Below are 13191 nucleotides of genomic sequence, written 5' to 3'. Positions count from 1 at the left end.
CTCCCCCAGAAGGCTTCATTCATATGGACATGCAATGGTGGATCTGGCTGGTCTTCGGTGTCGCGCTGATCCTGCTCGAACTGGTCCTGCCCACGTTCTTCATTCTCTGGTTCGGCATCGGCGCCGTGCTGGTTTCGCTCATCTCGCTCGCCGCGCCCAGCCTGCAACTGGATATGCAGATGCTGTTGTGGGTGCTGCTTTCTTCAGCCACCACCGCGCTGTGGTTCAAGGTGTTCCGGAACAAGAAGCCAGATGTGCGCTGGACAGCCGACAGCGTGATTGGCGAAGTCGGCCTGCTGACCGCCAGCGTTTCCGAGTTCCAGAAAGGCCGCGTGCGTTTCCAGAAGCCAATCCTCGGCAACGAGGAATGGACCTGCGTCGCCGACACTGACATTCCATCCGGCGAGCGCGTGCGCCTTACCGCCATCGAAGGGAACACCGCCCGCGTCATCCGGGCCTGAATCCGTCCTAAAAGGAAGTTCGTATCATGACCAGCCTTATCGTCGTGGGCGCCCTCGCCCTGTTCGTCCTGATCACCGTGTTCAAGGGGGTGCGTATCGTGCCTCAGGGCGAAGAGTGGATCGTCGAGCGCCTGGGCCGCTACAACAACACCCTCAAGCCCGGCCTGAACATCGTCATTCCTTACGTGGACGTGGTCGCCTATCGCCTGCCCACCAAAGACATCATCCTCGATGTGCAAGAGCAGGAAATCATCACCAAAGACAACGCGGTGATCGTCGCCAATGCCCTGTGCTTCGCCAAAGTGGTCGACCCACAGAAGGCCTCCTACGGCGTGCAGAACTTCTCCTTCGCCGTCACCAGCCTGACCATGACCTCGCTGCGCGCCATCGTCGGTGCCATGGACCTGGACGAGGCCCTGTCCAGCCGTGAGCAGATCAAGGCACGCCTGCGCGAAGCGATGTCCGAGCAGACCGAAGACTGGGGCGTGACTGTGCGTTCGGTAGAAATCCAGGACATCAAGCCGTCACAGAACATGCAACTGGCCATGGAGCGCCAGGCCGCCGCCGAGCGTGAACGTAAAGCCGACGTGACCCGTGCCGAAGGTGCCAAACAGGCCGCGATCCTCGAGGCAGAAGCGCGCCTGCAATCGGCCAAGCTGGACGCCGAGGCGCAAATCAACCTGGCCGAGGCTTCGGCGCGGGCGATTTCGCTGGTCAAGGACGCGGTGGGTAACGAGACCGTGCCGGCCATGTACTTGCTGGGCGAACGGTACATCGGCGCGATGGAGAACCTGGCCAGCAGCGACAATGCCAAAGTCGTGGTGCTGCCGGCCGACCTGCAAGAAACCGTGCGCGGCTTGATGGGCCGCAACAAGGTTTGAGAATGCCGGGGCCGCTCTGCGGCCATTCGCGGGGCAAGCCCGCTCCCACACCCTGTGGGAGCGGGCTTGCACCGCGAATGGGCTGCAGAGCAGCCCCAAAAACCCCCGCCAACTGCGTCACTTCACCGCACCCCACCTTTTTTACCTATACTGCGCCTTACAATAGCCACCACGATTCCTGACCGGATCTCTCCATGCCCCCACGTCGGCACATTGCCTGGATAGCCTGCCTAGCAGTGCTGTTCAACCTGCTGGCCATGCCGCTGTCCTCTGCCGCGCCCAAGGGCCCGGCCGAGCAGTTGCTGTGGGGGGCGTTCTGTTCCAGCATGGCCAACAAGGCCAAGGTCGACGTCCAGGCCCTGGCCAAGATCGACCTCGGCCCGCAGAGCGATGACAGCGCCAGCATGATGAACTGCTGGTGTTGCTCCGGTGCCGCCCCGCTGCTGGCCTTGCCGGGCTATCCGCCACAGCTGCATAACCCGCCGCCCCTGCACGCCGGGCACTCGCCGCAGCTTGCCGATTACCAACCCACGCCGCGCCAGCTATGGCCCGCGCTCAACCCCCGCGCCTCCCCTTTGGTCTGAGTTGCTCACGCTGTCTGCCTGAACCTGAACAGATCGGAGACTCACCATGCTCAAGCACGCTCTCGTCGTGGCTGCCCTGCTGCTGCCCAGCGCCTTCGCCACTGCCCACGAATACACCGTGGGCGACCTGCACATCGCGCACCCCTGGTCGCTGCAACTGCCACCGAATGCACCCAACGTCGCCGCGTATTTCGTCGTGCACAACAATGGCCAAGCGGATGATCGCCTGCTCAGTGTCGACAGCCCCATCAGCGACGACGCTCAATTGCACGAGCACGCCATGACGGCCAGCGGCACCATGAAGATGCAGCAGGTGCCCAACGTAGTAGTGCCCGCTGGCAAAGATGTGACCTTCGCCCCCAGCGCCTACCACGTGATGCTGATGCAGCCTAAAGACCGCAGCCTGCTCACCGACGGCAAGCGTTTCCCGCTGACCCTGCATTTTGAAAAAGCCGGTGACGTCACCGTCGAAGTCGCCGTGCAGAAAGAGGCGCCCTCGGGAACGCCCCAGGCCCACGAACACGCGCACTGACCATTAGCTGACAGGCACTCGCCATGAGCCTGCCGCGCAACAGCCTCAGCCGTACCACCCGCCCTGAACGCAGGCGCGTCGGTGGCGGTTGGCTGAGCCTGTTCGCCATGTGGATGATCTTCATCGGACCGCTGATTTCCCAGTCGATGCCGATGGATCACCACGCCGGCATGAACATGCCGATGCAGATGTCGATGCCCACCGGGCATCAGCATGGCGCCGACTCGCATCACGGCCACGGTGACGATGGCCAATTGCATGTGATGTGGGAAAAGTGCGGTTACTGCAGCCTGCTGTTCAACTGCCCCGCACTGCCACAAACCCTCAGCCCGCTCAGTGCCAGCATCGTAGTACCCACCACCCACCTTAGTGCCGCCACGCACCAGGGGCATGCCCGGCAGGCTGTATTCCCTGGCGCGCGCAGCCGCGCACCGCCTTCCTCGATCAGCGTCTGAAAAACCATTGTTCGCACGGAGCCAGGAGGCTTCGCGCCCACTCATGACTGATCGACTGGAATCATTATGTCCGGCTGCACCCCTGTTTTTGCCCTGTCCCTGCGTGGGGCCATCGCCGCCGTGTGCGGTTCGCTGCTCGCGCCCGTGGCCCTGGCCAGCGACCTCGGCCACGCTGACCACGCGCACGACGCACCCGAGCTGAGCCCGACGGTGATCACTGCCGTGGCGCCCAGCTCGCCGCTGACTGTGGTCACCAACCCGAAAGACCCTCGCCAGCCTGTACCGGCCAGCGACGGGGCCGACTACCTCAAGACCATCCCCGGCTTCTCGGCCATCCGCTCCGGCGGCACCAACGGCGACCCGGTATTGCGCGGCATGTTCGGTTCACGCCTGAACATCCTCACCAATGGCGGCGTCATGCTGGGCGCCTGCCCCAACCGCATGGATGCCCCCACCTCGTACATCTCCCCAGAAACCTACGACCGCCTGACCGTGATCAAAGGCCCGCAAAGCGTGATCTGGGGGCCTGGCGGCTCGGCCGGCACCATCCTCTTCGAGCGTGAGCCTGAAAAGTTCGGCACCCTCGGCAGCCGCGTCAACGCAAGCCTCTTGGCCGGCTCCAATGGCCGCTTCGACAAAGTGCTGGACGCTGCGGCAGGCAACAGCCAGGCCTACGCCCGCTTCGTCGGCAACCAGTCGCGCTCGGACGACTACCACGACGGCAACGATGACACCGTGCCCTCGCGCTGGGACAAGTGGAACGGCGATGTGACCCTCGGCTGGACCCCCGACCAGGACACCCTGCTCGAACTCACCGCAGGCAAGGGCGATGGCGAAGCACGCTATGCCGGGCGCGGCATGGACGGCTCGCAGTTCAAGCGTGAAAGCCTTGGGCTGCGCTTCGAGAAGTCCAACCTCGGCGAGGTGCTCGACAAGGTCGAGGCACAGGTCTACTACAACTACGCCGGCCACGTGATGGACAACTACAGCCTGCGCACGCCCTCGGGCAGCGGCATGATGGGCATGCCGATGGTCAGCAACGTCGACCGCCGCACGATGGGCGCCAGGGTCAAGGCGACCTGGCGCTGGGCCGACGTGCAACTGGTCAGCGGTATCGATGCGCAGACCAACGAACACCGCCAGCGCGGCGGCATGGGCGTCGATGCGCACAAAGGCCAGGCCTGGACCAAGGATGCCGATTTCCACAATTACGGTGCCTTCAGTGAGCTGACTTGGTACGTCAGTGGCGAGGACCGGTTGATCACCGGCGCCCGCCTGGACCGCGCCTCGGCCCGCGACTTCCGTAAAGGCAGCGCCACCGAAGGCGACACCCGCGCAGACACCCTGCCCAGCGGTTTCGTCCGTTACGAACATGACCTGGCGGCCATCCCCGCCACCACCTACATCGGCCTCGGCCACGCCCAGCGCTTCCCCGACTACTGGGAGCTGTTCTCGCCCAAGTTGGCGCCAGCCGGCGCAGCCAACACCTTCGACGGCATCAAGCCAGAAAAGACCACCCAGCTCGACTTCGGCATCCAGTACCGCGACGCCCGCCTCGAAGCCTGGGCATCGGGTTATGTCGGGCAGATCCGTGACTACATCCTGTTCGACTACCGCACCGGCATGATGGGCATGAGCACGTCCCAGGCCCAGAACATCGACGCCCGCATCATGGGCGGCGAAGTGGGCGCGGCCTACAAGCTCAGCGAAAACTGGAAGGCCGACGCTACCCTGGCCTACGCTTGGGGCAAGAACAGCAGTGATGGCAAAGCGCTACCGCAAATGCCGCCCCTGGAAAGCCGCCTGGGCCTGACCTACAGCCGCGACGTCTGGAGTGTGGGTGCGCTGTGGCGGCTGGTGGCCGCGCAAAACCGCATCGCCGAGAACCAAGGCAACGTGGTCGGCAAGGACTACGAAAAGAGCGCGGGCTTTGGTGTGTTCTCGCTCAATGGTGCCTACAAGGTGAACAACAACCTCAAGCTCAGCGCAGGGGTCGACAACCTGTTCGACAACACCTACGCCGAGCACTTGAACCTGGCCGGGAACGCCGGGTTCGGCTACCCGGCCACAGATCCACAGCCGGTGAACGAGCCAGGCAGGACCTTCTGGACCAAGGTCGATTTCAGCTTCTGACAACAACAACGGGCGCGGCCACGGTCGCGCCCCTCACCTGGTCAAACAGGAGGTTCCCATGCGCGGAACACGCATCTCTTTCTACAACCTGGCCTGGCGTTGGCATTTTTACGCGGGGCTGTTCGTCGCCCCGTTCATGATCCTGCTGGCGATCACCGGGATCATCTACCTGTTCAAGCCGCAGCTCGACCCGCTGCTGTACCGCGACCTGATGGTGGTCGAAGCCGGCCATCACCGACAGGCCGCGGATGTGATGCTGGCCGAGGTACGCCAGGCGTATCCGCAAGGCCATGTGGGGCAGTACCTGCCGCCCCTGAGTGACGAACGCAGCGCGCAGTTCGTGGTGCATGACGGCGGCCGTGAACTGAACGTGTTCGTCGCCCCCTACAGCGGCAAGCTGCTCGGTGCGCAGGACGGCAAGCAGAACCTGCAAGCGATAGCCCGTGCCCTGCACGGTGAGCTGATGGTCGGCACGGTCGGTGACCGCCTGGTGGAGCTGGCAGCAGGCTGGGGCATCGTGCTGGTGGTGTCCGGCCTGTACCTCTGGTGGCCACGTGGGCGCAACAGCGCGGGCGTGCTGTGGCCGCGTTTTTCCGCACGCGGTCGGCTGCTGTGGCGTGACCTGCATGCGGTGACGGGGTTTTGGGGCTCGGCCCTGCTGCTGCTGATGCTGCTCAGTGGCATGACCTGGACGGGCCTGTGGGGCAAGCAATACGCCGATCTGTGGAACCGCTTCCCGGCCGCGATGTGGAACGACGTACCCAAGTCCGATCAACAGGCAGGTGAGCTCAACAGCGCCCATCGCCAGACCGTGCCCTGGGCAATGGAAAACACCCCCATGCCGCAGTCCGGCGCCCATGCCGAACATGCCGGGCATCACATGATGTCGAATGCCCCGGCAGCGCCGCAGGTGAGCCTGCAGCAGGTCGAGGACATCGCCACTGCGCGCCAGGTCGAACCGGGCTACAGCATCACCTTGCCGACCACGGCCGACGGCGTGTTCACCGTTGCGGTATTCGCCGACGACCCGCGCAACGATGCCACCCTGCATGTCGACCAATACACCGGCAAGGTGCTGGCCGACGTGCGCTGGCAGGACTACAGCCCGGTTGCGCGTGCCACCGAGCTGGGCGTGATGCTGCATGAGGGCAAGATGTTCGGGGCGTTCAACCAGGCCATCATTCTGCTGGTGTGCCTGATGATCTTGCTGGGTTCGGTCAGTGGCCTGGTGATGTGGTGGAAACGCCGGCCGGCTGGCGGGCTGGGAGTGCCGCCGCTGCGCCATGACCTGCCGCGCTGGAAGACGGCGGTTGCGGTGATGGTGGTGTTGGGGGTGATGTTCCCGCTGGTGGGGGTGTCGATGGTGGTGATGTGGCTGGTCGATAGCCTGGTGGTGCGCAGGCGCGGAGTGCTGGCCAGCGCCTGATCCTTGCTGTGACCTTACGGGCCTCTTCGCGGGCAACAGGTACAACGCTGCACCGCAAAGGTCGTGTCGATCTGTCGCGCCCCGAATTGGGACGCCCGTGTTAGCCTACTCGGCTTTCACAAAAAGACTGACCCTCAATGGAATGCAGCCAATGACCCGGACCTCTTCCCCGCCCGCTGAAGAGCAGCATCTGCAGCGCAACCTGACCAACCGTCACATTCAGCTCATCGCCATCGGTGGCGCGATCGGCACCGGCCTGTTCATGGGCTCGGGCAAGACCATCAGCCTCGCCGGCCCGTCGATCATCTTCGTCTACATGATCATCGGCTTCATGCTGTTCTTCGTCATGCGCGCCATGGGCGAACTGCTGCTGTCGAACCTCAACTACAAGTCGTTCATCGACTTCTCGGCCGACCTGCTCGGCCCCTGGGCCGGCTACTTCACTGGCTGGACCTACTGGTTCTGCTGGGTAGTCACCGGTATCGCCGACGTGGTCGCGATTGCCGCCTACACGCAATTCTGGTTCCCCGACCTGCCGCAGTGGATACCCGCGCTGACCTGCGTGGCGGTGCTGCTGTCGCTGAACCTGGTTACCGTGAAGATGTTCGGCGAGCTCGAGTTCTGGTTCGCGCTGATCAAGATCGTCGCCATCCTCGGCCTGGTCGCCACCGGCCTGTACATGGTCATCAGCGGCTTCGAATCGCCGAGCGGGCGCACCGCGCAACTGGCCAACCTGTGGAATGACGGCGGTATGTTCCCCAATGGCCTGATGGGCTTCTTCGCCGGCTTCCAGATTGCCGTGTTCGCCTTCGTCGGTATCGAGCTGGTCGGCACCACCGCCGCGGAAGCGAAGAACCCCGAACGCACCTTGCCACGGGCGATCAACTCGATCCCGATCCGTATCATCGTGTTCTACGTGCTGGCGCTGATCGCGATCATGGCCGTGACCCCGTGGCGCGATGTGGTGCCAGGCAAGAGCCCATTCGTCGAACTGTTCGTGCTGGCCGGCCTGCCAGCGGCGGCCAGCATCATCAACTTCGTGGTGCTGACCTCGGCCGCCTCGTCGGCCAACAGTGGCGTGTTCTCTACCAGCCGCATGCTGTTCGGCCTCGCCCAGGAAGGCGATGCCCCCCGCGCGTTCGAGAAGCTGTCGCGGCGCGCCGTGCCGGCCAACGGCCTGTACTTCTCGTGCACCTGCCTGCTGTTGGGCGCGGTGCTGATCTACCTGGTGCCCGATGTGGTCGAGGCGTTCACCCTGGTCACCACGGTGTCGGCGGTGCTGTTCATGTTCGTCTGGACGCTGATCCTGCTGTCGTACCTCAGCTACCGCAAACGCCGCGCCGCACTGCACCAGGCGTCGAAGTACAAAATGCCCGGCGGGCGCTTCATGTGCTACGTGTGCCTGGTGTTCTTTGCCGGCATTCTGGTGCTGCTGAGCCTGGAAGACGACACCCGCGCAGCGCTGCTGGTGACGCCAATCTGGTTCGTGCTGCTGGCAGTGACCTACCAGGGTGTGCGCAGCAAACGCCATCCGCGCACGGCGGTGCGTAACGGCTGATGCCGCATGGGGCTGCTTTGCAGCCCCAATCCTGTGCACACACATCTGCACGGCACCAACCTGGACCTTGCAAACGCCCCAACACCTCGCACACCCCCTCTATTACGCACCTTCCGCCACTCGGCACACCCCTTGCAACGCCCCTCCCGCTTGGCCAACACCATAAAAAATCTCAGCGGAGAGAGCACATGAAGCGTCGCAGTCTGATCAAGGCCTTTACCCTCAGCGCATCGATTGCGGCGATGGGTCTTAGCTGGAGCATCCAGGCCGCCGAGACCATCAAGGTCGGCATCCTGCATTCGCTGTCCGGGACCATGGCCATTTCCGAAACGTCGCTCAAGGACATGGCGCTGATGACCATCGAACAGATCAACGCCAAGGGCGGTGTGAACGGCAAGATGCTCGAAGCGGTGGTGGTCGACCCAGCGTCCAACTGGCCACTGTTCGCCGAAAAGAGCCGCCAGCTGCTGACCCAGGACAAGGTCGCCGTGGTGTTCGGCTGCTGGACCTCGGTGTCGCGCAAATCGGTGCTGCCGGTGTTCGAGGAGCTCAACGGCCTGCTGTTCTACCCGGTGCAGTACGAAGGTGAAGAGATGTCGCCGAACGTGTTCTACACCGGCGCTGCGCCTAACCAGCAGGCCATCCCCGCCGTGGAATACGTGATGAGCGAAGAAGGCGGCAGCGCCAAGCGCTTCTTCCTGCTGGGCACCGACTACGTCTACCCGCGCACCACCAACAAGATCCTGCGCGCCTTCCTGCACAGCAAGGGCGTGGCCGACAAGGACATCGAAGAGGTCTACACCCCGTTCGGCCACGCCGATTACCAAACCATTGTCGCCAACATCAAGAAGTTCTCCGCGGGCGGCAAGACGGCGGTCATCTCCACCGTCAACGGCGACTCCAACGTGCCGTTCTACAAAGAGCTGGCCAACCAAGGCCTGAAAGCCACCGACGTGCCCGTGGTGGCGTTCTCGGTGGGTGAGGAAGAACTGCGCGGCATCGACACCAAGCCGCTGGTGGGCCACCTGGCCGCGTGGAACTACTTCGAGTCGGTGGATAACCCGGTCAACCAGAAGTTCGTCGCCGACTGGAAGGCCTACGCCAAGGCCAAGAACCTGCCGGGCGCCGATAAGGCGGTGACCAACGACCCAATGGAAGCCACTTATGTGGGCATTCACATGTGGGCGCAGGCGGCTGAAAAAGCCAAGTCCACCGATGTCGACAAGGTGCGCGAGGCACTGGCTGGCCAGAGCTTCCAGGCACCGTCCGGCTTCACCCTGACCATGGACAAGACCAACCACCACCTGCACAAGCCGGTGATGATCGGCGAAATCCAGGATGACGGGCAGTTCAGTGTGGTTTGGGAAACCGAGCAGCCGCTGCGGGCACAGCCTTGGAGCCCGTTCATTCCGGGCAACGACAAACGCCCTGACTATGCGGTGAAAGGTAACTGAGTGCCATTGGGGCCGCCTTGCGGCCCATTCGCGGGTGAACCCGCTCCCACAGGGACCGCGCACGATCCAGCCCTTGCGCCGTACCTGTGGGAGCGGGTTTACCCGCGAAGAATCCACCGCTGTAATCCAGGATTGCTCGCATGCTTAGACTCCTGCTCACCCTTCTCCTGTTAATGCCCCTGGCCACCCAGGCCAGCGAGGGCGAATTCTTCCTCACCGCCAAGCCCGCCGAGCAAGCCCGCCTGCTCGAAGGCTGGGCAGCCCAACCCGATGCCGCGCGCCTGCCGCTGCTGGAAAACCTGCGCCAAGGCCGCATCGCCGAGGGCGACACCCGCAAGGTGCGCCTGAACAACCGCCTGCGCAGCCTGATCGACAACACCCTGGCCAGCCACCAGTTGCTCAGCGACAACAGCGACACTCGCCTGGCCGCTGCCCAGCAACTGCAAAAGAGCGCGCAACCCGCACAGATGGCCTTCCTCGACCGGCGCTTTGCCAGCGAACCGGACGCAGCCGTACACGCAGCCCTGGGCTTGGCCCTGGCCAACCTGCAACTGGGTGCCAGCGAACCTGCCGTACGCCTGGCCGCCGTGCGCTTGCTGGGCGAGACCGGCGACCCGGTCGCCCGTACGCGCCTGGAAGCGCTGCTGCAGCCCGGCGTCGAAAGCGACGCCGCCGTGCGCACGGCCGCTGAAACCAGCCTGGCCCAGGTCAAACGCAAGCTCATGGTCGGCGAACTGCTCGGCCAAGCCTTCAGCGGCCTGTCGCTGGGTTCGATCCTGCTGCTGGCAGCCCTGGGCCTGGCGATTACCTTCGGCCTGCTCGGGGTGATCAACATGGCCCATGGCGAGATGCTCATGCTCGGGGCCTACAGCACCTACATGGTCCAGGTGCTGCTGCAGCGTTACGCCCCCGGCGCGATCGAGTTCTACCCACTGATCGCCCTGCCCGTGGCCTTCGCCGTCAGCGCCGGGGTCGGCATGGCGCTGGAGCGCACGGTGATCCGTCACCTTTACGGCCGCCCACTGGAAACCTTGTTGGCGACCTGGGGGATCAGCCTGATTCTGATCCAGGCCATCCGCCTGCTGTTCGGCGCGCAGAATGTCGAAGTCAGCAACCCGGCGTGGTTATCCGGGGGTGTTCAACTGCTGCCCAACCTGGTGCTGCCGTACAACCGCCTGGTGATCATCGGCTTCGCCCTCGCCGTGGTACTGCTCACCTGGCTGCTGCTCAACCGCACGCGGCTTGGCCTTAACGTGCGCGCAGTGACCCAGAACCGCAACATGGCCGCCTGCTGTGGCGTGTCCACCGGGCGCGTCGACATGCTCGCCTTTGGCCTGGGCTCGGGCATCGCCGGGCTGGGTGGCGTGGCCTTGAGCCAGGTCGGCAACGTTGGCCCGGACCTTGGCCAGAGCTACATCATCGACTCGTTCCTGGTGGTGGTGCTCGGCGGCGTCGGGCAACTGGCTGGCAGCCTCTGGGCCGCCTTCGGTCTCGGCATCGCCAACAAGCTGCTGGAGCCACAGATCGGTGCGGTGCTTGGCAAGATCCTCATCCTTGCGTTGATCATTCTGTTCATCCAGAAGCGCCCGCAAGGCCTGTTCGCCCTCAAGGGACGGGTAATCGACTGATGAACCAGCCACTGCTTGTCACCGCTTCGCAAAAAGCCGGGCCGCGCCTGTCGCTGGCCATCGGCGCTGTCGTCGTCCTGCTGTTGCTGGCCCTGCCGCTGCTGTCGTTGTTGCCGGCGGACCATGCCCTGCAGGTTTCGGCCTACACCCTGACACTGGTCGGCAAGATCCTCTGCTATGCCATCGTCGCCCTGGCCCTGGACCTGGTCTGGGGCTATGCCGGGCTGCTGTCGCTGGGCCACGGCCTGTTCTTCGCCCTCGGCGGCTACGCCATGGGCATGTACCTGATGCGCCAGGCCGCCGGGGACGGGCTGCCGGGTTTCATGACCTTCCTGTCGTGGACCGAACTGCCTTGGTACTGGGCCGGTACTCAGCATTTTGCCTGGGCGCTGTGCCTGGTGGTGCTGGCGCCGGGCCTGCTGGCGCTGGTGTTCGGCTTTTTCGCCTTCCGTTCGCGGATCAAGGGCGTGTACTTCTCGATCATGACCCAGGCCCTGACCTTTGCCGGCATGCTGCTGTTCTTCCGCAACGAAACCGGGTTTGGCGGCAACAACGGCTTCACCAGCTTCCGCACCATCCTGGGCTTCGACATCGCCGCGCAAGGCACCCGTGCGGTGCTGTTCCTGCTCACTGTCGGCCTGCTGCTGGCCAGCCTGTACCTGTGTTGGCGCCTGACCCAAAGCAAATTCGGCCGCCTGCTCACCGCCGTGCGCGACGCCGAAAACCGCCTGATGTTCTGCGGCTACGACCCACGCGGCTTCAAGCTGCTCGTGTGGGTGCTGAGCGCCGTGCTGTGCGGCCTTGCCGGTGCGCTGTACGTGCCTCAGGTGGGCATCATCAACCCCAGCGAGATGTCGCCGACCAACTCCATCGAAGCCGCCGTGTGGGTCGCCCTTGGCGGGCGTGGCACGTTGATTGGCCCGCTGCTCGGCGCTGGCCTGGTCAACGGCATGAAGAGCTGGTTCACCGTGGCCTTCCCGGAGTTCTGGCTGTTCTTCCTCGGTGCGCTGTTCATTCTCGTCACCCTGTACCTGCCCAAGGGCGTGGTCGGTCTGTTGAAGAAAAGGAGCCAACCATGAGAGGCGTGCCCCCTGTGCATCCAGAATTCATGCTTGAGCCGGTGTTCGACAACCTCGGCGCCGGCCGCGACGCCATCGGCCTGGGCAGCCGCCGTACAGCGGGCCTGGACACCCGCCATGGCACGGTGCTGAGCCTGGAAGACATCAGCGTCAGCTTCGATGGTTTCAAGGCCCTCAACGCGCTCAACCTGTACATCGGCGTCGGTGAACTGCGCTGCATCATTGGCCCCAACGGCGCTGGCAAGACCACGATGATGGACGTAATCACCGGCAAGACCCGCCCCGACACCGGCAGCGCGTTTTTTGGCGACACCCTCGACCTGACCCGCATGAGCGAATACCAGATCGCCCAGGCCGGCATCGGCCGCAAGTTCCAGAAGCCGACGGTGTTCGAAGCACTGACCGTGTTCGAGAACCTGGAGCTGGCCCTGAAGACTGACAAGTCGGTGTGGGCCAGCCTGGCCGCGCGGTTGAGTGGTCAGCAACAGCAGCGCATCGACGAGGTGCTCGCCACCTTGCGCCTGCAATCCCTGGCGCAGCGCCAGGCGGGGCTGCTGTCTCACGGCCAGAAGCAGTTCCTGGAGATCGGCATGTTGCTGGTGCAAGAACCACAACTGCTGCTGCTCGATGAACCGGTGGCCGGCATGACCGACGCCGAGACCGAGTTCACCGCCGAACTGTTCAAGGGCCTGGCCGGCAAGCATTCGCTGATAGTGGTGGAGCACGACATGGGGTTTGTCGGGAGCATTGCCGACCATGTGACCGTGCTGCACCAAGGTAGCGTGCTGGCGGAGGGGTCGCTGGAGCAGGTGCAGGCGGATGAGCGGGTGGTCGAGGTGTACCTGGGCCGATGATTCAAACAGCCTGCACCGGCCTCTTCGCGGGGCAAGCCCGCTCCCACAGGGGAATCACTCCATCCGAAAACTGTGGTGAACCTGTGGGAGCGGGCTTGCCCCGCGAAGGGGCCGGTGCAGCCACAACAAAAACTCAGGGACATGAC

General features: G+C 64.1%; 12 protein-coding genes. All 12 read left to right on the top strand.

Annotated features, from left to right (window positions below; all coding sequences use genetic code 11):
* Positions 1–23 precede the first annotated feature (23 nt).
* The gene (locus tag QOS90_RS03535) at positions 24–461 is read left to right on the top strand and encodes an NfeD family protein (protein ID WP_085272330.1); all 438 of its coding nucleotides are present in this window, start codon (positions 24–26) and stop codon (positions 459–461) included.
* A gap of 26 nt (positions 462–487) precedes the next feature.
* Positions 488–1342, top strand: coding sequence for an SPFH domain-containing protein (locus QOS90_RS03530; protein ID WP_027592579.1), 855 nt, complete (start codon positions 488–490; stop codon positions 1340–1342).
* 194 nt (positions 1343–1536) lie between these two features.
* A complete protein-coding gene (locus tag QOS90_RS03525) occupies positions 1537–1926 on the top strand; it encodes a DUF2946 domain-containing protein (protein ID WP_085272329.1) in 390 nt (129 codons plus the stop codon).
* A 46-nt stretch (positions 1927–1972) separates the two neighbouring features.
* The gene (locus QOS90_RS03520) at positions 1973–2458 is read left to right on the top strand and encodes a copper chaperone PCu(A)C (RefSeq protein ID WP_085272328.1); all 486 of its coding nucleotides are present in this window, start codon (positions 1973–1975) and stop codon (positions 2456–2458) included.
* Positions 2459–2481: 23 nt separating this feature from the next.
* A complete protein-coding gene (locus tag QOS90_RS03515; RefSeq protein WP_085272327.1) occupies positions 2482–2913 on the top strand; it encodes a DUF2946 domain-containing protein in 432 nt (143 codons plus the stop codon).
* A 66-nt stretch (positions 2914–2979) separates the two neighbouring features.
* Positions 2980–5046 carry a TonB-dependent copper receptor gene (locus tag QOS90_RS03510; protein WP_085272326.1) on the top strand — a complete coding sequence of 689 codons (2067 nt, stop codon included), beginning with the start codon at positions 2980–2982 and terminating at the stop codon, positions 5044–5046.
* Positions 5047–5104: 58 nt separating this feature from the next.
* Complete coding sequence (locus tag QOS90_RS03505) at positions 5105–6472, top strand: PepSY-associated TM helix domain-containing protein (protein ID WP_085272325.1); 1368 nt, start codon at positions 5105–5107, stop codon at positions 6470–6472.
* A 151-nt stretch (positions 6473–6623) separates the two neighbouring features.
* Entirely contained in the window at positions 6624–8030 is a 1407-nt protein-coding gene (cycA, locus tag QOS90_RS03500) for a D-serine/D-alanine/glycine transporter (RefSeq protein ID WP_027592573.1), read from the top strand.
* Positions 8031–8218: 188 nt separating this feature from the next.
* Positions 8219–9484, top strand: a complete 1266-nt coding sequence (gene urtA, locus QOS90_RS03495; RefSeq protein ID WP_085272324.1) for an urea ABC transporter substrate-binding protein — start codon at positions 8219–8221, stop codon at positions 9482–9484.
* A gap of 140 nt (positions 9485–9624) precedes the next feature.
* Positions 9625–11112 carry an urea ABC transporter permease subunit UrtB gene (gene urtB, locus QOS90_RS03490; RefSeq protein WP_085272323.1) on the top strand — a complete coding sequence of 496 codons (1488 nt, stop codon included), beginning with the start codon at positions 9625–9627 and terminating at the stop codon, positions 11110–11112.
* Positions 11112–12191 carry an urea ABC transporter permease subunit UrtC gene (gene urtC, locus QOS90_RS03485; protein ID WP_027592570.1) on the top strand — a complete coding sequence of 360 codons (1080 nt, stop codon included), beginning with the start codon at positions 11112–11114 and terminating at the stop codon, positions 12189–12191. Before urtB ends, urtC begins: the two co-directional genes overlap by 1 nt.
* The gene (gene urtD / locus QOS90_RS03480) at positions 12188–13045 is read left to right on the top strand and encodes an urea ABC transporter ATP-binding protein UrtD (RefSeq protein WP_085272322.1); all 858 of its coding nucleotides are present in this window, start codon (positions 12188–12190) and stop codon (positions 13043–13045) included. The genes urtC and urtD overlap by 4 nt, the downstream gene beginning before the upstream one ends.
* The last annotated feature ends 146 nt before the right edge of the window (positions 13046–13191 follow it).

The sequence above is a fragment of the Pseudomonas sp. LAIL14HWK12:I10 genome (genome assembly GCF_900184205.1).
Lineage (GTDB): Bacteria > Pseudomonadota > Gammaproteobacteria > Pseudomonadales > Pseudomonadaceae > Aquipseudomonas > Aquipseudomonas kermanshahensis.
The sequence above is the reverse complement of the archived record's forward strand: the minus strand, read 5'-3'. Positions and strand labels throughout refer to the sequence as shown.